We start from the raw sequence: 21,331 nt of genomic DNA on the forward strand, positions 1-21,331 counted from the left end.
GCTGGCATGACCCGCATCTTAGTTGTAGATGATGACGCGGATATCAGAGAGTTGATTCGTGTTTATTTGGCAGGGGAAGGCCTCATGGTTGTACAAGCAAGTAATGGGCAAGAGGCCCTGCATTTGATGGAAGCCACTCCTGCTGACTTAGTTGTGTTAGATGTCATGATGCCTCTGATGGATGGCTGGGAGCTGTGCCGCGAGTTGCGCAAGCACTATCCAGACCTTCCCTTGCTGATGGTGACGGCCAAGAGTGAGTCGGTCCATAAGGTGAAAGGCTTCCAGCTAGGAACCGATGATTATTTAGTGAAGCCTTTTGATCCTGTGGAACTGGTGATGAGGGTTAAGGCACTGCTCAAGCGGTATCGAATCAATTCTTCTCAAGTGATTCTGATTGGCGGACTGGCTATTGATCGGACGACTTATGAAGTGCGAGGCCAAGATCAGAAGTTGACGCTACCGTTGAAGGAGTTTGAGCTCTTATATAAGTTCGCGAGTCATGTAGGACAAATCTTCACCCGTACACAACTTATCGAACAAATATGGGGAATGGATTACGAAGGCGACGAACGCACAGTGGACGTCCATATCAAACGATTGCGAGAACGATTCGAGGCGTATTCCCATATTTTTATGATAACGACGATACGTGGGTTGGGCTACAGGTTTGAGGTTAAAATATGATCAAAACGCTATATTTGCGTGTCGTTGTTACGTTCCTAACAATCGTTCTTGTCAGTGTAGGCGTTGCGTTTCCACTGTCAATGTACTTCTTTACCAACCTCATTTCGACGCAATTTCAATCCGAGATGCTGGCCGTTGGCAATCAAATCGTCGCGCTAAGCACGGAATTTCAACCCAAAAACCTGGATGCGTTTATTGTCGGCAGCAACAGGCTGAATGAAAGTTACAAATTCACACTATTTGATGCGAACGGTGATACGCAGGAAGACATCCCGACGAACAAAATGGGAAAGCGGCGAATTGAACCTGCTGAAGTTGCAGAAGTCTTACAGGGCCACATTTATAAGAGTGAAAATATCCATCTTCCGATCAATGCGATTAATACGATTAAAATCGGCATACCGCTAACGGTGCATGGCAAGAATTATGCGTTATTTATACATACGAATTTTACAGAGACCGGAAAAAGGCAAGTTGAAACCATCATCATCTGCGTACTCGTCATTGTTCTTGCTGTAGGCAGTATGTTTATTCTAATTGCCTCGCGTTATCTGGTGAATCCTTTGAAAAAGCTGACATTGGCGACAGAGAAGCTTGCTCGCGGTAATTTCAATGTGAATGTGAGTGTCAATAACAAGGATGAATTAGGCAAATTAGCCGCGAGCTTCAACCACATGGCTGGAGAACTGAAGCAGCTAGAGCAAATGCGGCAGGATTTCGTTTCTAATGTGTCCCATGAGATTCAATCGCCCCTCACCTCGATCCGGGGTTTTTCCAAAGCTTTAAGGGATTCCGAGCTGAGTGAGATTGATCGCACGAAGTATTTGGAAATCATTGAACGGGAGAGCGAGCGGCTATCACGCCTAAGTGATAATTTATTGAAATTAGCATCCTTGGAATCGGAGCATCATCCTTTCCATCCGTCTACGTATGACTTGGACGAACAGTTACGACGCGTGGTTGTGTTCTTTGAGCCATTATGGTCCGTTAAGGAATTGGAGATGGATTTGGCACTGCCGCGCGTGAAAATCAATGCGGATGCCGATCAGCTTAATCAAGTGTGGATGAATGTCATTGGCAATGCGATCAAATTCACACCAAAACAGGGTGATATTCATATTAAACTTGTTTCCTTACGTGATCGGGTTCAAATATGGATACAGGATAACGGAATAGGGATTCCTGAAGAAGAGCAAAGTCGCATCTTTGATCGGTTCTATAAAGTAGATCAAGCCAGGCTGCGAGATAGTGGAAGCGGTTTGGGACTTGCGATCGTTCGGAAAATCATTGAAATGCATGAGGGCACCATTGAGGTACAGAGTGAGCAAGGGAAGGGAACCGCTTTTCTCATCACCTTGCCAAGCACACCTTCCTTACCTAAAAAGAGTTAATGATGAAACTTGGTGATATTCGCCAAGTTTTTTATTTTTGTTCATATTGGGTTCATATTGACCCTGTATCTTTATCTCATATTCAATAGTTGAGGGGAGTACAGGAATGAATCGACTCACACAGTTTTCGATGAAAAACGTTTCCGCGTTATTCATTATCATGATCATGCTTTTCGTTGGCGGCTTGTATTCAGCAGGCGGGCTCAAAGAAGAGAACATGCCGAACGTGTCCTTCCCCGTTGTTGTCGTGACAACAACCTATACAGGCGCACCTAAGGATGTTATGGACGAAGTAACCGTACCGATTGAGAAGAAAATGGCGAATTTAGAGGATCTGGATTCGATACAGTCTACATCAGCGGACAATTTCTCCACGATTATTATTTTATTTAAGCAAAATGTCGATGTCGACAAAAAGAAGCAAGCGGTGCAGGACATCCTGTCGGGTGTTACGTTACCAGCAACAGCGAGTGCACCTAAGGCATCCACATTTGGTGCAGCATCCATGCCGTCCAATTATTTAGTTGCGTATGCAAATGAAGGTGTAAGCCAAACAGAGCTTGATAAATCGTTCAAAGATACCATTAAGCCAGGTCTTGAAAGCATCAAAGGGATTGACCACATGGATGTGATCGGCGCTCGGGATACATCACTCGATATTGAGCTGGATGCATCTGCGCTTAACGTCTATGGATTGTCACCAGGTCAAGTGAGCCAAGCCATTAATGCGGCTGCAACCAAAACGCCAATCGGTGCTGTTGAAATTGAAGGTAATAACAAGATGACACGTGTAACAGGCGACTTAAGCAGCTTGTATGAACTGCAAAATTTAGAGATTACAACGCCTAAGGGAGCCATTGTTAAACTAAGTCAGATTTCTAACATTAAAGCGATATCGGAATCTGATTTCAATGGACGTCTAGATGGCAAACCAGCGATTGGGATGATTTTATATAAAGCTGGCAGTGCAAATGCGGTGGATTTCTCCGATGACATTCAGAATCAAATCAAGACATGGAAAGCGGAACTACCAAACGTCACCTTCAAGAACACGTTCGATAGTTCAGATGAAATTAAGAAATCGATCTCAGGGCTTGTCCGTGAGGGGATCGTAGGGGCGATTCTAGCATCCTTAATGATCTTGATCTTCTTACGTAACGTACGAATGACATTAATCGTTCTCGTATCTATCCCACTCTCCATTCTAATCACATTATTACTAATGTCCCAACTAGGACTTACACTTAATACGATGACATTGGGCGGTATATTTATAGCCGTCGGGCGCGTCGTCGATGATTCGATTGTTGTTATTGAGAACATTTACGCTTCATTAGAAAAAGCACAAGAACGCAAAGAATCCGTTATTGCGCTCGCAACGAAACAGGTATCGATGGCGATCACGTCATCCACGTTGGCAACCGTAGGTGTATTTGCTCCTTTAGCCTTGGTAACAGGTATCGTTGGTGGATTCTTCCGACCATTCGCTTTAACGATTGCTTGTGCACTTCTATCTTCATTAATCGTTGCGTTAACGGTTATTCCAATGCTATCCAAATTGCTTGTTTTACGCAGTAAGCCAGGCAAAGTGCAGCATGATGAGACGAAACCTACGAAACTTACGATGTTCTATGAAAAAGTGTTGACATGGAGCTTGAAAAATCGGATTAAAACGCTGCTCCTTTCTCTGATTATGCTCATCGTGACTATGGTTTGTACGATTCCTTACCTTTCTGTTGCTTTCTTGCCAAGTTCGAAAGCAGCGACAACGATGTATTTCCAATTGAAATTGCCATATGCCACTTCTTTTGAGGCGACAGATGCCAAAACGAAGGAAATTGAGAATGTATTGTTAGATTTAAAGGATTCCAAAGGCGAGCCTGTCTTTAAATTCGTAGAAGCTCTTGTCGGGTATGCAGGCAAGGATGATGCACAGACGCCTTACGCTTCACAGATTTTCGTGCAAGTGAATGATAACGTGGATGTGAAGCAAGTCCAAGAACAGACGAAAGCGTATATTTTATCCGATTTACCAAGTGGTTCTGAAGTTGAACCGAAGGAAATGGGAGGCGGCTTCGGCGTCTCAAGCACTGACTTTGCTTACACATTGAAAGGTGACGATCAACTTCAATTAGCTAAGGCAGCAGGTATTGTGAAAGATAAACTCAAAACCTTCCCAGAACTTGCTGAAATTGCTGATAATTTAAGTGATGCGAAGACCGAAATTGAAATTGCTGTTGATCAGAATAAAGCACGAGCATACGGCTTAAGTGCATCAACAGTTCGAGATACAGCTCGAGCATGGATTCAAAAGCAAAGTCTCGGGGATATGAAATTCGACAATGTTGTTTACACAACAACCGTATCTCTAGATAAAACTGATAAAGATTCACTTGAAAAGCTAGGCAATATTCCATTGACTGCCTCCAACGGATCAGCTGTTCTGTTGAAGGAAGTTGCGAAGATCAGCGAGGTACAAGGCGCAGCCTCACTTGCGCGTGAGAATCAGGCACAGCTTGTCAAAGTCACAGCCAAAATCAATTCGGATAATAAAACCGGTGTGAGCAAAAAGCTGTCATCAGCTTTGAAAGACATCGAGCTTCCCGAAGGTGTTACACCGCAAGTTACAGGTGTTTCCTCGGACGTGAATGACAGCTTTAAACAGCTATTCGTTGCTATGGCGGCGGCGGTTTTCGTAGTGTACTTAATCATGGTATTGGCGTTTGGTAATGCGAGCGCACCATTTGCAATTCTGTTCTCATTGCCACTTGCCGTCATCGGTGGACTCCTAGGTCTCGCAATCTCGAGGGAACCATTAACGGTAACATCAATGATTGGGTTCCTCATGCTTATCGGTATCGTTGTTACGAATGCGATTGTCTTAATCGACCGTGCGCAGCAAATGCGCGATGAAGGATACACGGTACGTCATGCCCTCATTGAGGCAGGAAAAGTGAGACTTCGTCCGATTATCATGACAGCGGGTGCGACGATTATGGCACTGGTTCCCTTAGCTCTAGGGATTTCGGGAGAAGGCGGCTTAATCGGGAAAGGTCTTGGCGTCGTTGTTATCGGTGGGTTAATCACGTCAACGGTCTTAACGCTTGTAGTGGTTCCGATTGTTTATGAGTTAATTGAAAGCATGAAAAACAGGGTTAGTCGCCTATTTAACCGCAAAAAGGGCAACGAAAAAATGACTACAAGTTCGTTAGATATATAAGGAGGCACACGAATGATTAACCAGGGTTCACGCAGAAAGAAGAGCACGCACCGCCTAATGGGTGTCATTACGATGATAACGGTAGCGACTGTTCTGGCTACAGCTTGTTCAGCTCCAGGAGCTAAAGGGGCGGCAACGGTACAATTAACACCGAAAGCGATTAAAACGGAAGCAATTAAGCTGCAAACGATAAGTAATCCGATCGAGCAAGTGGCAGATGTTGCAGCGGGAACAACACTTGATGTGATCTCCAAAGCCAACGGTGAAGTTACCGAGGTCTTGAAGAATCGCGGCGAGTATGTCACGAAAGGCGATGTACTTTTCGTTATTGATAATAAGGATGCCTTGTCCGCGCAACGCAAAAGTCAACTTCAAGTGAAGAGTGCACAAGATGCTTTGCAGCAAGCCAGAGATAATAAAGTGAACAATCGGAAGGATTTGGCTGATAGCGTGACACGTGCCCAAACGGCATTGAAGAATGCTCAGCAGGATTACAACAAAATTCGGAATGATTTTGAAGCGGGCACAGTCACACAGCATCAGGTTGATCAATTAAAGCAGGCCATGGACAATGCTCAGATGAGCTTGGATTCCGCGCAAAATAAATTAGCAGCATTCGACAACACGGATTCGATTTCAGCTGCTGTGACGCAAGCAGAATCCGCGACGCTAACCTTAGATGATGCAACACGCTCGTTGGATAATTATCAAGTGAAAGCGGCTGGGAATGGCGTTTTGACAGATTTTAATGTCGTTGTTGGTCAAACGGTTTCTGCAGCTGCAGGGAAAGTTGGACAAATTCAGCAGATCGATCCTATCAAAATTAAAACAGAGCTTACGGAAACCAATTATCAGCTGGTAAAAGGTAAACAAGAGCTCGTGTATTATAACCCGGACTCCCCAGACAAGAAAGGGAAGGCTAAGATTAGTTATTTAGCACCAATCATGAGTGCAGCAACGAAAACGTACACGTTGGAACTTGAGGTTCCAAATCCGGATCATCAGCTTTCGCCTGGAAATCGTTATATGGTTCAATTGACGACGGAGTCCGAGGAAAAAGTGACTGTTGTGCCAACTTTAAGTGTGATTCGTGAGGAATCCAATACGTTTGTATTCGTTCAACAAGGCGATCAATACGTGAAACGGAAAGTGAAACTTGGACGCATCAGCGGTGAGTTCCAAGAAGTGTTGGAAGGCATTAAAGAGGGCGAACAACTGGTCGTTTCTGGACAAAGCACATTGAAGGATGGCCAGAAGGTCACTGCTCCAGCGGCTTCAACGCAGGCTGCAGCAACAGCGACACCAACACCAGCAGCGAAATAAAGGGATTAATCAACAGTGAAATTCATTATGAGGGAGATCATGATATATGAAAAGAAGACCATGGAAATCAAGCCTGACAGCCATCATGTTAGGCGCAATGATCGTACAAGGAGGGACCGCGGCATGGGCTGCGGAGCCTTCTACACCGACGGTAGCGGCACCATCTGTTAATTATGGTTTGACCTCAGACATTCGCGCAGCTGTCAAAAGTGTTGCTGTGACGCCAACGGCGTCCGGGACACAGGTGGCTGTAACGGTCCGTTTGTACAACGGCGGGGCTACGCCGAACCGTGTGCCTGAGCATGAGCTGCGTGTACAAAACACGGATGGCCTCACGTATACGTTGAAACCGAGCGCAAGCAATAAAGCTTCGCTGCAGCCGAAGGAAATTACAGAGCTCGTATATTTGGCTTCGATCGATTCGAAGGAAATCGGAACCATTGCAGGGCTTTCTTTTGTCAATGTGGATGTGTACAGCTACCCTAAAGTGGAAACGACACTGCTGACGATGCCAGCCAATAATGTCTGGTATGGCGGCACAGGCAGTGCCGCTATGCAAAGCATCGCTAGCTCGCAATGGGGTCAAGCATTCACAATTCCAGGTGTGAATTCAGGCCTAACCTATACGACGGTAGAATCTTCGATCCAGAACACGGCGACTGGCCGCGTTGCGGTGGTCACGTTGCTGGCGACGAACCCAGGAGCGGGTCGAGAAACAGTACCGGCGTTCCGTGTGGACGTTCAGTCGGAACAGAAGAACTTCGAAGGCAAACGTACGGAAGTGGCTCCAGTGATTCTGGGAGCAGGGGAGAAAGCTTACATCCACTACGCGATTCCTGTTGACAGCAGCGTGTCGTTAACTAATCTGCTTGTTCTCTCGACAGATACTTTTGTGCCCAAAGAAGGTGGCGCAGCTACCGACTTAGCAACAGCGAAATTGGCTATTCAATGGCCCAAAGAGCAGGGCAATGTAGCGGCGACAACCTACACGATTGGTCAGCCGATCGCTTTCGATCCTTTGACCAAGGTGATTGATAAATCAGCTCAAGTGTCCCTCATGGAACTACATGTACATGATAATGCAGGAGATGGTTACAAAACGGCGGTTGCCAAGTTCAAAGTTACGAACACAGGAACAACGCCTATTGCAACACCGGCATTTCTCTCCGAACTCGTAGATAAACAAGGCGTATCTTATCAAGGCGCGCGTCAAACGAACGTGACTTCGATGATGAACCCTGGATTGAGCTATGTGGTTAGCTATTCCTATATCGTTCCACAATCCGAGGATAGCGATAGTTTCGCATTGAACCTCTTAGATGCACAAGCGGCAGCACCATATACAACAACAATTGCTGCGCTGAAAACGGATGTGCAAACGGAAGGCTCATCGTCTACGATCTCTTTGTATCCATTTGATGTGACGTTTAATGATATCACAACGAATATGCAATATGCTGCGGGGGCCTACACGTATAGACTTAAGCTCGATTTGACGATTACACAGAAGGAAAATGTCGTTGTGGACAATAACTTCTCCAAACTACGCTTCGAAGTTGTGGATGGTTTAGGACGAGTCGTCGGTTCCAAAGATGCTGCTCTCACTGGGGTCAATAAATTAACCAGCGGTAAAACGTCGTTGGACGCATCCAGTGTCAGCGCGGATCAATTCACCTCTCCGTATACCGTAAATGTGTATGAGACGGTAGATACGCCTACGGGTACTGCTAAGCGTCTAGTGAAAGTGATTAAATAAAAACGTAAATATGTATGAATGAGGCTATTTCACAGGTGTTTGACCTGAGGGATAGCCTTTTCATGTGGGGCGAAAACGGAGTGCCAAGGCGAATAAGGCGCTGTGGGTCGTGCTGCAGGTGGGCGTAAGTCGAAGAAATCGACATACACAGGAGAATCGAAAGCTGCAGGAGGGAGTAATTCGAAAAAATCGACATACGCAGGAGAATCGGACGCTGCAGGAGGGCGTAAGTCGAAGAAGTCGACATACACAGGAAAATTGGAAGCTAGAGGAGGGCGTAAGTCGAAGAAATCGACATATGCAGGAGAATCGGAAGCTAGGGAGGGCGTAAGTCGAAGAAATCGACATACACAGGAGAATTGGACTCTGCAGGGGGGCGCAAGTCGAAGAAATCGATATACAGAGGTGAATCGGAAGCTAGAGGAGGACGTAAGTCGAAGAAATGGACATACGCAGGAGAATGGGCACGACAACAAGACTTAGCCGGAAGAACCGGCTAAGTCTTGACGAAACAGGCCCTTCGTCTGGTTTATAGTCGGAAAACCAGACTAACTCATGGCGAAACAGGCCCTTCGTCTGGTTTTTAGCCGGTAAACCCGACTAAGTCATGGCGAAACAGGCCCTTCGACAGGCTGTTAGTCGGAAAACCCGACTAAGTCATGACGAAACAGGCCCTTCGTCTGGTTAATAGTCGGAAAACCCGACTAAGTCACGACGAATCAGGCCCTTCGTTTGGTTTATTGTCGGAAAACCCGACTAACTCTTGACGAAACAAGCCCTTCGTCTGGATTTTAGCCAGAAAACCCGATTAACTCTTGACTAAACGGACCTCCCGGTAACCTTTTAACCAGAAAACCCGACTAATTTCTAGCGCTCCCAACCCTTCCACTTGGATTTAACCGAACCCCCCGCCCCTACCTAAATTGTTTCGCGACTAAGAACTCTGCACCCGCGCTTTAACCGATTTCGCATAGTCGGAGGGGGACATGCCAACGGTCTTCTTAAAGTCTCTCGAAAAATAATGAATGCTCGTATAGCCAAGCAGGCTTGCAACTTCAGTAATATTATGGGAACCCTCGCGCATATACGTTTTGGCTTGTTCGATTTTGAGGGATTTGAAAGCTTCCATCACGCCCATTCCCTTCTGGGATTGGAACAGCTCTTTCATACGGCTTTTGCCGAGATGGAAAGTTTGGCAGAGGTGATCTAAGGTAAAGGAATCAGCCAGATGATCCCTTAAATAGTTATTAATTTGCTGGACCAGCAGATGCTCCGCTTTCTCTTTTTGCAGGGAGGATTGCTTGAGTTTATTCGGCTCCGGAGTTGCAGTCCCCGCTTGTTTGCGAATGATCGTGATGAAAAGAATTTCCAGATAAGCTCGGATGAGCTGTTCACTAGCAAAAGGGGCTTCCTGATTTCGATCTAGCAGATGAACAGATGGCAAATCGAATGGTGGGAGAAACGCATGAAATCCCTCTTGCATAATGATCGATAGGATATTGCGTTCTCTATCACCTAAGGATACGACCTTATTCTCCAAGTGCGACATCGCCTCAGAATGACATTCGAAAGCGATTACAATGAGATTAGGCGGCTTATGCTCGTGTCTGACGTGAACGGTGTGAAACTCCTCTGGTTTATGAAAAATCATGCTCCCTTGTTGGAGCGTGTGCACGATATCGTCTGCACGTACCTCGACTTCCCCTTTGTCCACATAGAGAATTTCCCAGAAGTCATGTTGTTCACCATCAAATACATACCCCTTGGCATATTCAAAATAATGAAAGGACATCAGGTGCTCGATTGTAAGTGATTCCTGTAAGTAAATCCGAGGGAATTCCATGCTGTCCGTCCTCTCTAAGGTGAATGTTGGCTCTATTACCGTCTATTTTACCATATCCATTTTGGGAAAAGTGCAAATAATTCGGCTGATTAGATAAATCATATCCCATGCCCTTCTTCTATAATAAAGGAAAGAGACGGAGGAGATAACAATGAAAAAAGGGATCAATATTTGGTCATTCCCAGGCTCCATGCCAGTAAATGAAACGATTACAATTGCGAAAAAAGCAGGCTTTGACGGTATAGAATTGGCTTTGAATGAAACAGGTGAACTTAGTCTGGAGAGTTCAGAAAAGGAAGTACGCGCGTATCGTCAGCATGCGGATGAGACAGGCATCGAGCTAAGCAGCTTAGCTAGTGGCTTATATTGGTCTTATTCGTTGACAAGCTCTGCACCGCAAACGCGTCAGAAGGCCAAAGACATCGTGAAGAAGCAGCTGGAACACGCTGCGACGCTAGGTGTTGATACGATTCTGGTTGTACCAGGAGCAGTCGGTGTTGATTTTATCCCTGATTCCGAAGTCGTTCCCTATGATCAAGCTTATGACTATTCTTTAGAGGCTTTTCAAGAGCTTTCGAAGGAAGCTGAAGCTTTGAAAGTTTCGATTGGGATCGAGAATGTGTGGAACAAATTCTTATTATCGCCGCTAGAAATGCGTGATTTCATAGACAAAGTAAATTCTCCATACGTTGGTGCGTTTTTCGATGTAGGGAACGTGTTATTCTCGGGGTACCCGGAGCATTGGATTTCTATTTTGAGCCATCGTATCAAAAAAGTACATTTCAAAGATTATCGCCGCGCAGCAGGCGGTTTACATGGTTTCGTTGATCTGCTTGCAGGTGATGTCAATTATCCAGCCGTTGTGAGCGCCCTACAAGCGATTGGCTATGATGACTACGTTATCGCTGAAATGATTCCAGGCTATACGCATCACGGTGAACAAATTGTTTATAACACATCCGGTTCGATGGATGCGATCTTGGGGAGGAAATAACATGTTAAGAATTGGACTCGTTGGTTTAGGCTTCATGGGTAGAACACATTTGGAGAATTACGTTCGCATGGAAAATGAAGGTGTTGCCATTCAAGTTGTGGCTTTATGTGATATTGACCCTGACAAGCTTGAAGGCAACGCGGTTGCAGGTAATATCGATACTGGCGACTCGGCCATCGATTTCAGTAAATATAAGAAATACACCAGCGTGACCGAAATGATCGAAAAGGAACAGCTGGATTATGTGGACTTGGCTCTTCCGACGTATCTTCATCGTGACATCACGATCGAATGTTTAAATAAAGGGCTTCATGTGCTTTGTGAGAAGCCAATGGCATCGAATCCGCAAGAATGTGCAGAAATGATTGCAGCTGCTGAAGCGAATGGCAAGCAATTGATGATTGGTCAATGTCTACGTTTTTGGCCAGCGTATGTGTATTTAAAAGAAGTGGTGGAGAACGGTACCTATGGTCAAGTGACGGGCGGTTATTTCTACCGCGGCGGCGCAACACCGACTTGGGGACCTTGGCTTACACAAAAAGAGTTGAGCGGCGGAGCTTTGCTCGACATGCATGTGCATGATATCGATATGGTGAACTGGTTGTTCGGTAAACCGGATTCTGTTTCCTGTTTGGCTCGCAATGTTGTTCCTGGCAGCGGCTACGATGTGGTGTCCACGAACTATTTGTTTGAGGATGGCAAAGTCATCAATGCCCAAGCAGATTGGACGCTAGAAGGCGATTACGGCTTCGAAATGCTGTATCGGGTCAACTTTGAGAAGGCAAACTTAATTTTCAACGCGAATGGTTTACAAGTGAACCCGAACGTTGGAGCGGGATTCCGTCCTGAGATTTCAGCTGAGATGGGCTATTACCTAGAGTTGAAATATTTTATCGAGACACTGCTTGCCGGCGGAACCATTACAACTGCAGCGCCTGAGAGCACGAAGGATACGATTGATATTGCAGTGGCTGAAATCGCATCTGCGGATCAAAAAGGTGCTTGGGTACAAGTAAAGTAATTACATCCAGTATTATCAATTGACTGCAATCGCTTTCGTATTCTACACTTATAGCATTTGCAACTAGAGGTGAATACGAATGAAAGACAAAGATTCAACAGCATCTTGGCAAAAGCTTCGTCTATTCGCAGTCACATGGCCTATTTTTATCGACTCTGTGTTACGTATGATGTTGGGAACCGCAGATGTGTTTATGCTAAGCCGAATTTCAGATGAAGTGACCGGGGCAGTCGGCTTGGCCAATGAAATAATCGTGTTTTGTATCCTGATGTTCGGATTCGTTGGAATCGGAACTAGTGTAGCTGTCGCGCAGCATTTGGGTGCAGGCAAGGTGAAGGAAGCTAGTCGGATCTCCGCGCTAGCGATCACGATCAACTTAATTTTCGGAATTGTCGTGAGCATTGCACTCGTAGCTTTCGGCGAACCGCTGATGCATCTCATGAATTTGGCTCCAGAACAAATCGGAATAGCCAAGAAATATTTAAACTTAATTTCCGGCTTTATTTGGATTGAAGCGTTATCGTATGCGATTTCATCAGTTTTGCGCTCAAATGGTCATACGCGGGATGTTATGTACGTGACACTAGGAGTCAATGTGATCCATATTGTAGGTAACAGTCTCTTAATCTTCGGTAATCTCGGCTTCCCTGAGTTAGGCGTGACCGGAGCTGCGGTTTCAACCGTACTTAGTCGTCTTCTTGGTCTAATTGTGCTTGTCGTTATTCTGTATCGACGTTTACAAGTGCCGATTCTATTGAAACATTATGTGAGCTTCAATCGACGCATCGTGAAACAAATACTAAGTATAGGATTGCCGTCTGCGGGTGAGCACATCTCTTGGCAGTCCCAATATCTTATGATCTTCGGCTTTATTAATCTTATTGGCGCTACGGCGTTGAGTGCCCACGTGTACGTGATGAATGTGACCAATTATTTCATGGCTTTGGGCATGGCGATCGGGATGGGGACGGAAATTATCGTAGGCCATATGGTTGGAGCGGGTGCTTTTAAAGAGGCGTATGATAAATTGATACGAAGCTTGAAAATTACCTTTGTACTTACCTTCGTTGTTGTCGGTATAACCTCCATCTTCCGTAGAGAACTCCTCGGGCTCTTCACAGATAATCCGGATATTATCGCGATGGGATCGACCATTCTATTGCTTTCTATTATTCTTGAACCAGGGCGGACCTTCAACCTTGTTGTAATCAATTCCTTGCGGGCTGCGGGGGATGCTAGATTCCCCGTTATGATGGGCGTTGTCTCCATGTGGGGGATCGCTGTTCCACTAGCCTATTGGCTCGGAATTCATATGGGCATGGGCTTGCTAGGTGTATGGATTGCCTTTACAGTGGATGAATGGACGAGAGGTTTGCTCATGTATTTACGCTGGAGAAGCCGCGTGTGGCAAAGTAAATCACTGGTTACTCACAACGTAGAGAAGCTGGCGAGCGCGGGTTAATGTATTCATCATGTTTACGAAAAACGAAGAAGCACAAGACTCTCTCAGAGGGGCTTGTGCTTCTTATGTTTAAAGAGGTGACATGAGTCATGCTGCTGGCGGCTGGTAATCTTACTATATTCAGAACTTTACAGAAGAATTGGATGTTTGGTAGTCATCATAGAAAAAGTGCTAGTGTCCCCCTGTATAGATATGAATAGCATCTCGTAGAAATTCAGCCGTGCCTGGTTGATTCACATCATAGTAAGCTTTGAATCGCTCATCAGCCACATACATATCGGCAAGCCCTGCGTGGGCTTCTTTGCTGTAAGTAGTCCAATAGAAACATAGCCATTGTTTATGAAGGTCTGCAGCTTTTTGAGCTAGATCACTCCCCGGATCACCTTGCTTAAAAGCTTCGGCCAGCGTATCGGCAACCTCTTGGGCTAGTCGAGTAACCTCATCGTGCTGTTCTTGCGTCATATTTTTCACTTTTTGATTACTTTGATTGATAGACGCATCGCCGTATTTCTCGCGGATCTCTTTGCCGTACTTCGCTTCATTATCGTCAATAAGCTTTTGTTTGAAGCCCTCGAATTTCTGTTGATCTGTCATCGTCATTCTCCCTTCTTTGGAGGCAATCGTTTGTTCCACATTCGCGATCAACTGATCCAGTTGTCTTCGCTTGTCGAGGAGTTGGTCCCGATGGTTTCTCAGCGCATTGGTTCCGTCGTAAGAAGGAGATGTCATGATATCTTTAATTTGATCTAAAGGTACCCCCAGCTCGCGATAAAATAAAATTTGCTGCAGGCGATCCACTTCATGTTGACCATAGATGCGATAGCCAGATGAGTTGATTCTTGCCGGCGTAAGAAGCTCAATCTCATCATAATACCGAAGTGTTCGTGTACTGACCCCTGCCAACTTTCCCAGATGCTGTACCGTATATTCCATCTGTTCACCTCCTGACACCTTAACTGTAAAGCTTTACGTAGCGTGAATGTCAATATCTTTTTTTGGAGTTAGGACGCCAAGTGAGATGTAAGACGTATGTGATTAGGGCAATAAGCAGGATAAAAAGCAAACTAATCCAGAATCCCGGACGTGTCGTCGGGTGACAAGCAGCACCGGATATCGCGCAGAGAATAAGGAGAATGCCTGACCATCTTTTGAAGCTAAGTGATGAAGAGCGCGGTAGAAGGCGTCCCGAAGAAAGCAGGATAAACAGCCAAATGAAGAGTAAAGTGAGTCCAGCAGCTGTGGATATAAACGTATATAGATTCTCTGGCAAAATGAGTGCTAACACCACGGCAGCAGCCATGCCACCGGTTGTAAAAGCCAGAGCCGCATAAGGGATTTGCCTCACTCCTTTGGTTTTGCGGGCGAAAATCAGCGGCGCATCGTGATCTTGCGCGAGTGCAACGAGAATGGCGGTAACCGCGAAGAGGGACGCGACCATCGTCGAAAAGGCCGCAATAATGAGGATCGCATTGAACACATGCGGTACAAAAGGCAGTGGATAGCTTTCCAAGCTGACTTGGAAGGGGCTTTTTTTCTCATGTAGGGCATGTAGAGGAAGCAGGGTTAGGACGAGGAAAAGGGAAATGATGTAGAGGATGGCTAAAAGCAGGATCATGAGGGTGCCCGCCTTGGAAGCTTCGCTGGGTTTCTTTAAACGCATAGCGAATAGACCCATCATTTCCGTACCGCCGAAGGCGTAGAAGGCATAAATGAAGGATGACCAAGATCCCTTGAGCCCTGATGGCAAAAAGGTTGCATGCGTAATTGGAAAGGCAAGTGGATGTAAGCCCCCTGAGATCCAGCCTACTATCGCGGCAGCGGCAATTAAGAGGAACATCAACAGCGCCGAGACTTTAATGAGGGCGAAAAAATGCTCAGACCGCTCAAATGCTTTGGCCCCAAGCAGAATCACACCAACGCCGAGACTGGCATAGATGACAGCGAACAGCCACATAGGAACCGCAGGGAACCAGAAGCGGGTAAAAAGCGAAAGTGCCGCCAACTGACTCCCCATGATCATTAACTGTGAGCCCCAATAAATCCAACCGCAGCTGAAGCCGGCCCAACGGCCGTAGGCTAATTGCGCGTAAGCTCGGAAAGAGCCTTGCTGGGGATTGGCATTTGTCATTTGAATCAAAGCGTCAAGAACGAAGTAGGTACCAACAGCGGCGAGCAGAAATAAGATGAGCATGGAAGCGCCACCCATGGTGAGTCCAATGCCTGCACCGAGGAAGTAGCCGGTTCCGAGCGTACAAGCGACGCCGAGCAGTGATAGCTGCCATAGGTTCATTGTGCCGGTTGTGAGTGGGTCTGTTTTGGTTGCTTTGGTGGGCATGCCGCCTCCTAAGATGCAAAAGAGTTAAACAACAGCCCATATAGTATCGCTTGTCCATTGGTAAAATATACTGAGTCACGCTAGTCCATCTGTACGAATAATTGGCCTTCCCGATCCTTAACCTCGTAGGATTGCAGCTTTGCGCTAGGGACATTATGACAGCGTCCTGTATGCAGTTCAAAGGTCCAGCCGTGCATCGGGCATTCAAGTTCGCCATTCTCAAGCTCAACTGCAAAGCCTGCGTGAGGGCAGCGGCTGGACAGAAGCGTATATACGCCATCTTCTTCGGTTAGAAAAAATCGTTTGCCGTTCACTTTCACTTCGGCGGGACTTGCAGTAAACTGATCTTTAGAACCAATTAGGATTTCATTCATAAGGACGCTCCGTTTCATAGGGTATTCTTCTAAATTATAATCCAAATCACAACACGATCTCCACTCAGATGGCAAAAAACGAAGGAGCATAACGCACATGAGTACACTTTCCCCATTCGTGGCAGCTTTTCGCCAGGCGGCTTATCCAATTGGCGGGCATGGCCGCAGGAATATGCAGGTTTTAAAAGAGGTTTTGAATGAGCTTGATGACAAGCTTGAGAGCGATAACTATGGAACAGGTGAAGGCATCGAGAGCTTTCAAGCAGAAATGGCTGCCTTTTTAGGCAAGGACAAGGCTATTTTCTTCCCCAGCGGTACGATGGCGCAGCAAATAGCTTTACGGATCTGGTGCGATGAAAAGGGAATCCGGAAGGTTGCCTATCATCCGTTAAGTCATTTGGAAATTCATGAAGAGGATGGCTTGAAGGAGCTTCATCAGATTGAATCGATTTTGTTAGGTGAGAAGGACCGCCTGATTCGTTTGGATGAAATTCTGGAGATGCAGGCAGACATCGCATGTCTGCTGATTGAGCTCCCTCAGCGGGAAATTGGCGGGCAGCTGCCGCCGTATGAAGAGCTTGTGGCGATCTCGGCGCATTGCCGAGCCAAGGGGATTAAATTACATTTGGATGGAGCTCGGTTGTACGAGGTGCTTCCCTTTTATCAGAAGACCGCGGCGGAGTTGTGTGCCTTATTCGATAGTGTCTACATATCGTTCTACAAAGGAATTGGCGGGGTCGCTGGTGCTATCTTAGCAGGGGATGAAGCCTTCATAGCGAAGTCGAAGGTGTGGAAAAGACGCCACGGTGGCGATTTAATCAGCCTCTATCCGTATTTCCTGAGCGCGAGCTACTATTTCAAGCAACGCGCGCATAAGATGGGGCAATATTATGGGGAAGCGATTGAGCTTGCAGCGTTATTTAATAGCTGTCATCTTGTGACGACTTTGCCGCACGTCCCTGTGACGAACATGTTCCACGTGCACATTGCGCTGCCGAAGGAGAAGCTGGAACCCATCCTGACCGCTCTATATGCAGAAACAGGCGTGGGATTGATTCACTATCTGAGAGAGTCGAGCGAAGGGGTTTGTTCCTTTGAAGTGAGTATCGGCGATGCCTATGCGAAAATACCGAAGGATGTGCTGAAGCATGCGTTCGAGCGGTTGGATGCGGTTTTGAGCGAGGCGAAGTAAGGTAGAAATGGCGTAAGTAGGTGACAGTGAGATGACAAGATCAGGGATATTCCGCTGGGGTAGAAATGCGGGATGCCCCTGATTTTTTTGTTCAGATCAAATTAGGCCATTTCCTCACTGTTCACCAACACTTTCTTCTCCCATGCTCTACTTCTCCAGCGGAATAATAAAATAATCCCTCGCAAGCCTTCATCCATGATGAACACGCCCCACATTCCTACCAACCCGTACCCCATGTGTACGCCTATCCAATAAGTGAGCGGGACACACAACCCCATTATGGCACATGCGCCTATGATAAGAATGAATCGCGCGTCACCTGCAGCTCGAAGAGCTTCTCCGATAACAATGTTTAAGCAGCGAACTGGTTCTAGAAGGAAACCAAACGTCAGTAAAAAAGCCCCTAAAGTAATGATCTCGACGTTATCCGTAAACATTCCGATCAATTGCTTTCTAAATAAAAAGGTCATTGTGACCGCGGCAATGGAAAGTAATAAGCTAAGGAACAAACTGCGAAACAATTGCTTGTAGGCTTCCTCCTTTTTACCTGCCCCCACCAGTCGACCAATGATGATTTGAGTCCCACGTCCCAAAGAGATGGCCAACACCATGATGAATGTCATGATATTTTGGGTATAAATCCGTGTAGAAAGCATCTCAGCGCCAAGCTGCGTGATAAAATAGGTCGTCATCAGTTGACTTATAGCGTATACGAGCTGACTTCCGGCTGTGGGAATACCGATCGTCAATATTTTCTTCAAATCTGCAAATCTTGCCTTGTAAAAGTCGCTGAAAGATAAGTTCAATCGAACGACTTTTGATAAAAGGATGCTGTATATGACTAGCCCGAGTAGTTGGCTGAATACCGCCGATAGAGCAACACCGGGAATGCCGAGCTTGGGCAGCCCGAAAGGACCGAAAATGCTTACAATACTGCCGGTCAAATTTACGAGATTAATGCCCAAGCTGACCGTCATGGTATACCTTGTATACCCATGCACCTGCGTTATGGCCGCAATGGTCAGATTGATGGCTTGAATAAATAAGGCGCTGCCAACGATAGTTAGGAAAATGCGCGCCTGATCCAGTGTATTTGGTTCCAAGCCGAAGGGTTGAAGCAGCTGTTTGCTAAAGCAAACGATACATATGCTTATCAAGAAACCGAAAACAAAATTTAGCGAGATGGCTCCAGCCGCAAATTTCTTGACATCTCTGCTTTTATTCGCGCCTATATGTTGAGAAATGACGATCGCCGAACCCGTTGAAACCACTTGAAGCAGCAAGAATAAAAAAATGATGAGTTGGTTGCTAACACCAACCGCTGCAACGGCTTCATCCGACACATGACTCACGATGAATGTATCCGAGGTTCGCATAAACACTTGGAGTGATGATTCAATAAATAAAGGCCATGTAATGGCAAATAAACCTAGATTCTTAGGAACTGTCATGGGGAAAGAACTCCTTCGATACGACTCGATATGGATCTCCTCTTTATCTTGGGGCATAACGAAACCGTTTTCATTGCAAAATGTGGGCAAATGATTGCGTATATTGACTCCAATGATTGGAGTTTTCTGATCGATAGGCACGTGCCAAATCTTAACTTTGACACCTCTGTTTGTGTAATTCACCGTCATTCACATGAAATCGTACGATTGTTCACCTCAGTTCGTCAGATTGTAGGTGTTGGTGAAGTGGAAGAATCGGTATACTTCAAAAAGTAAGCCCTTACATTTGTGAGTGATAACCACTGGTCAGAAGGAGGGATGGAGCAAGCAGGCCACGGTTACAGAACTGTTGCAAGTGAGTGAAAAGGACGTTATTTTACATACTATTGGAGGGAAATGACATGTTTAAAAAGAGTCTAGCTACGTTACTCAGTATGATTTGCATCATAATGATGTTCGGGGTACTTCCGGCTTTTGCAGCGAACGGGCCGATCACGTGGGGATCATCGGTCACCGTAACGAATATCAACACATTTACGGATGCGGGGACGGACGCGCGGGGTATTAGTCCAGGCACATTTGGCTCGGAGTATCCGCGAATGATTAAGCTGGCGAATGGGAACTGGCTGGCAGTAGCAGCTATTTATGATAATAACGGCTACACGAAGGTGTCTTGGGGCGGAACTCGTCTGCAGGTATTCCTAAGCACGGATAATTGCCGGACATGGTCCTTGGCAGCGACGCTTTGGGAAGATGGACGTGATCTAGATAACGGTCAATTTGCGCAAATGGCTAATGGGGACATTTTGCTTGCGATGCGTTCGGTTCGTTGGCAGGAGTCTTATCAGTTAAAGGTGTATAAAAGCACCAACGGTGGATCGAATTGGAGTTATTTGAGTACGATTGATGAGAACAATGGTGCGCCAGGCGCATTGGGGAATCCGGATAAAGGCGTATATGAGCCGCATATGCAAATTTTGAGCGATGGTACGTTAGCGGTGATGTATGCCAATGAGAAGCATGTTACCGAAAGTCCATCCTACAGCCAGATCGTTTCGGAGAAGCTGTCGACCAACGGTGGCGCTAGCTGGGGAAGTGAAATCTATGTGGCTTGGGATCCTTCGAACTCAGGTGCACGTCCAGGAATGCCAGTATGGCAGAAAATGGCCAACGGCCAGTACATTGTAACGTTCGAAGTGTGCGGCACGCAGAGTTGTAATATTTTTACCAAGAAGAGTTCGGATGGTAAAACATGGGCGAGCGGCATTGGTACACAAGTACCAAGCCAGCAAGGCGGACCGTACCTGCTTTCGTTAACGGACGGCAGAATCCTGTTAACCTCGAATGCCAATGTCATGTCGATTTCAAATGATTACGGAAATACGTGGTACACGAATGATTCTACCGCGTTTGGTAACTCGTTATGGTCATCTATTTATCAAACCGGCACGAATGAAGTAGCTTTCATTGATTCTGTGAACCGCACTAGCGGTGGCCATAATGTACAAGTGAAATTCGGAACGTTGACGTCTAGTTATGGGAATGATTTTGCTGCCAATGAGAATGGATGGGTGCACTATGGTGGCACTTGGAATCTGACTGGCGGCACGTACAATGTAACTTCAACTAGTGCGGACAAATCCATTCTTACCCCGTATCCATCTAAACGTAACTATACCCTCGAAGGGGATATTAAGCTTACTACTGGCGGGCAAGGCAGTCTTATTTTCAATGTTACGAACCCTGGAACGGGCGCCGATGCTCAAACAGGCTATGGCGCAGGCATTGATTCGGCGGGGCAAGTGTGGCTGGGACGTTTTAACAACAGCTGGACACAGCTGAGTCTTGTCAACACGACAATAAGCACAAACACCTGGTATCACATGAAAGTTGTCGTGAATGAGGGGAACATCAAGGTCTACGTTGGCGACATGACGACTCCGAAGATCAATTACACCGATACGACGTATGCGAATGGTACCATTGGGGTGCGCGGTGGCTTCAGCAATAGCGTGAGCTTTGATAATATAACAGTGAATTAAATGCATAGATGTGTGTAGAAAAAGAGCCTTCGGGCTCTTTTTTGCGTTGTTCAGGGCTCCACGCCCACCATACGATTGTTCCCCAATCGTAAGATCTTCCCCTTTTGCCATCAACGTGTTCCGTGGAGTTCTTACGTTTGTTCCCTAAAGTTGAGGTTTTTATCGGTTATGACGCGAGGGGAATCCCTGTAAAGTTAGAACCAAGGAAAGCCCTTACATCGGAGTGAAAGGGCTTTCGCAAAA

Annotated in this window: 16 protein-coding genes; 11 read left to right on the forward strand and 5 right to left on the reverse strand. The window is 46.2% G+C overall.

Translation table 11 applies throughout. From position 1 onward, the window contains the following. Positions 1–6: 6 nt before the first annotated feature. The 6 genes from A8709_RS23970 (at position 7) to A8709_RS34200 (ending at position 8,705) form a co-directional block, all read left to right on the forward strand. Complete coding sequence (locus A8709_RS23970; RefSeq protein WP_065855889.1) at positions 7–684, forward strand: response regulator transcription factor; 678 nt, start codon at positions 7–9, stop codon at positions 682–684. After that, positions 681–2,075 (forward strand): HAMP domain-containing sensor histidine kinase, encoded by a 1,395-nt coding sequence (locus tag A8709_RS23975; RefSeq protein WP_065855891.1) that lies wholly within the window; start codon positions 681–683, stop codon positions 2,073–2,075. Before A8709_RS23970 ends, A8709_RS23975 begins: the two co-directional genes overlap by 4 nt. A gap of 106 nt (positions 2,076–2,181) precedes the next feature. After that, positions 2,182–5,295 carry an efflux RND transporter permease subunit gene (locus A8709_RS23980; RefSeq protein WP_065855893.1) on the forward strand — a complete coding sequence of 1,038 codons (3,114 nt, stop codon included), beginning with the start codon at positions 2,182–2,184 and terminating at the stop codon, positions 5,293–5,295. Positions 5,296–5,307: 12 nt separating this feature from the next. Further along, positions 5,308–6,618: an efflux RND transporter periplasmic adaptor subunit gene (locus tag A8709_RS23985; protein ID WP_065855895.1), complete on the forward strand. Its 1,311-nt coding sequence runs from the start codon at positions 5,308–5,310 to the stop codon at positions 6,616–6,618. Positions 6,619–6,664: 46 nt separating this feature from the next. Next, on the forward strand, positions 6,665–8,374 hold the full coding sequence (locus A8709_RS23990; RefSeq protein ID WP_065855897.1) for a hypothetical protein: 1,710 nt from the start codon (positions 6,665–6,667) through the stop codon (positions 8,372–8,374). 64 nt (positions 8,375–8,438) lie between these two features. Further along, entirely contained in the window at positions 8,439–8,705 is a 267-nt protein-coding gene (locus A8709_RS34200) for a hypothetical protein (RefSeq protein ID WP_141692634.1), read from the forward strand. A 603-nt stretch (positions 8,706–9,308) separates the two neighbouring features. On the opposite strand, the gene A8709_RS24000 is transcribed toward A8709_RS34200, so the two are convergent. Then, entirely contained in the window at positions 9,309–10,217 is a 909-nt protein-coding gene (locus A8709_RS24000) for an AraC family transcriptional regulator (RefSeq protein ID WP_065855901.1), read from the reverse strand. 151 nt (positions 10,218–10,368) lie between these two features. On the opposite strand from A8709_RS24000, the gene A8709_RS24005 reads away from it, so the two are divergent. From A8709_RS24005 to A8709_RS24015, 3 genes are all read left to right on the forward strand, one after another. After that, the gene (locus A8709_RS24005; RefSeq protein WP_065855903.1) at positions 10,369–11,211 is read left to right on the forward strand and encodes a sugar phosphate isomerase/epimerase family protein; all 843 of its coding nucleotides are present in this window, start codon (positions 10,369–10,371) and stop codon (positions 11,209–11,211) included. A 1-nt stretch (position 11,212) separates the two neighbouring features. Continuing rightward, positions 11,213–12,232 (forward strand): Gfo/Idh/MocA family protein, encoded by a 1,020-nt coding sequence (locus tag A8709_RS24010; protein ID WP_065855905.1) that lies wholly within the window; start codon positions 11,213–11,215, stop codon positions 12,230–12,232. A gap of 79 nt (positions 12,233–12,311) precedes the next feature. Then, a complete protein-coding gene (locus A8709_RS24015) occupies positions 12,312–13,694 on the forward strand; it encodes an MATE family efflux transporter (protein ID WP_065855907.1) in 1,383 nt (460 codons plus the stop codon). Positions 13,695–13,865: 171 nt separating this feature from the next. Here the strand turns inward: A8709_RS24015 and A8709_RS24020 are convergent, their stop codons facing one another. The 3 genes from A8709_RS24020 to A8709_RS24030 all read right to left on the reverse strand — a co-directional run bounded on the left by A8709_RS24020 (position 13,866) and on the right by A8709_RS24030 (position 16,421). After that, positions 13,866–14,627, reverse strand: coding sequence for a MerR family transcriptional regulator (locus A8709_RS24020; protein WP_065855909.1), 762 nt, complete (start codon positions 14,625–14,627; stop codon positions 13,866–13,868). A gap of 49 nt (positions 14,628–14,676) precedes the next feature. Further along, a complete protein-coding gene (locus tag A8709_RS24025) occupies positions 14,677–16,029 on the reverse strand; it encodes an amino acid permease (RefSeq protein ID WP_065855911.1) in 1,353 nt (450 codons plus the stop codon). Between the two features lie 80 nt (positions 16,030–16,109). Next, complete coding sequence (locus A8709_RS24030) at positions 16,110–16,421, reverse strand: Rieske (2Fe-2S) protein (RefSeq protein ID WP_244163297.1); 312 nt, start codon at positions 16,419–16,421, stop codon at positions 16,110–16,112. Positions 16,422–16,500: 79 nt separating this feature from the next. On the opposite strand from A8709_RS24030, the gene A8709_RS24035 reads away from it, so the two are divergent. Beyond that, positions 16,501–17,595: a threonine aldolase family protein gene (locus A8709_RS24035; RefSeq protein WP_065855913.1), complete on the forward strand. Its 1,095-nt coding sequence runs from the start codon at positions 16,501–16,503 to the stop codon at positions 17,593–17,595. A 101-nt stretch (positions 17,596–17,696) separates the two neighbouring features. Here the strand turns inward: A8709_RS24035 and A8709_RS24040 are convergent, their stop codons facing one another. After that, positions 17,697–19,046 carry an MATE family efflux transporter gene (locus A8709_RS24040; protein ID WP_065855915.1) on the reverse strand — a complete coding sequence of 450 codons (1,350 nt, stop codon included), beginning with the start codon at positions 19,044–19,046 and terminating at the stop codon, positions 17,697–17,699. A gap of 401 nt (positions 19,047–19,447) precedes the next feature. Here A8709_RS24040 and A8709_RS24045 point away from each other — a divergent pair, with 401 nt between their 5' ends. Next, entirely contained in the window at positions 19,448–21,088 is a 1,641-nt protein-coding gene (locus A8709_RS24045; RefSeq protein ID WP_065855917.1) for a 3-keto-alpha-glucoside-1,2-lyase-like domain-containing protein, read from the forward strand. Positions 21,089–21,331 lie beyond the last annotated feature (243 nt).

Origin of the sequence: Paenibacillus pectinilyticus (assembly GCF_001700435.1) — a bacterium.
Taxonomy (GTDB): domain Bacteria; phylum Bacillota; class Bacilli; order Paenibacillales; family NBRC-103111; genus Paenibacillus_E; species Paenibacillus_E pectinilyticus.

Coding starts and splice junctions, on each gene's coding strand:
- A8709_RS24015 (WP_065855907.1), top strand. CDS start 12,312: ATGAAAGACAAAGATTCAACAGCATCTTGGCAAAAGCTTCGTCTATTC.
- A8709_RS24020 (WP_065855909.1), bottom strand. CDS start 14,627: ATGGAATATACGGTACAGCATCTGGGAAAGTTGGCAGGGGTCAGTACA.
- A8709_RS24030 (WP_244163297.1), bottom strand. CDS start 16,421: ATGAAACGGAGCGTCCTTATGAATGAAATCCTAATTGGTTCTAAAGAT.
- A8709_RS23990 (WP_065855897.1), top strand. CDS start 6,665: ATGAAAAGAAGACCATGGAAATCAAGCCTGACAGCCATCATGTTAGGC.
- A8709_RS24045 (WP_065855917.1), top strand. CDS start 19,448: ATGTTTAAAAAGAGTCTAGCTACGTTACTCAGTATGATTTGCATCATA.
- A8709_RS23985 (WP_065855895.1), top strand. CDS start 5,308: ATGATTAACCAGGGTTCACGCAGAAAGAAGAGCACGCACCGCCTAATG.
- A8709_RS24040 (WP_065855915.1), bottom strand. CDS start 19,046: ATGACAGTTCCTAAGAATCTAGGTTTATTTGCCATTACATGGCCTTTA.
- A8709_RS24000 (WP_065855901.1), bottom strand. CDS start 10,217: ATGGAATTCCCTCGGATTTACTTACAGGAATCACTTACAATCGAGCAC.
- A8709_RS23975 (WP_065855891.1), top strand. CDS start 681: ATGATCAAAACGCTATATTTGCGTGTCGTTGTTACGTTCCTAACAATC.
- A8709_RS24035 (WP_065855913.1), top strand. CDS start 16,501: ATGAGTACACTTTCCCCATTCGTGGCAGCTTTTCGCCAGGCGGCTTAT.
- A8709_RS24010 (WP_065855905.1), top strand. CDS start 11,213: ATGTTAAGAATTGGACTCGTTGGTTTAGGCTTCATGGGTAGAACACAT.
- A8709_RS23980 (WP_065855893.1), top strand. CDS start 2,182: ATGAATCGACTCACACAGTTTTCGATGAAAAACGTTTCCGCGTTATTC.
- A8709_RS23970 (WP_065855889.1), top strand. CDS start 7: ATGACCCGCATCTTAGTTGTAGATGATGACGCGGATATCAGAGAGTTG.
- A8709_RS24025 (WP_065855911.1), bottom strand. CDS start 16,029: ATGCCCACCAAAGCAACCAAAACAGACCCACTCACAACCGGCACAATG.
- A8709_RS24005 (WP_065855903.1), top strand. CDS start 10,369: ATGAAAAAAGGGATCAATATTTGGTCATTCCCAGGCTCCATGCCAGTA.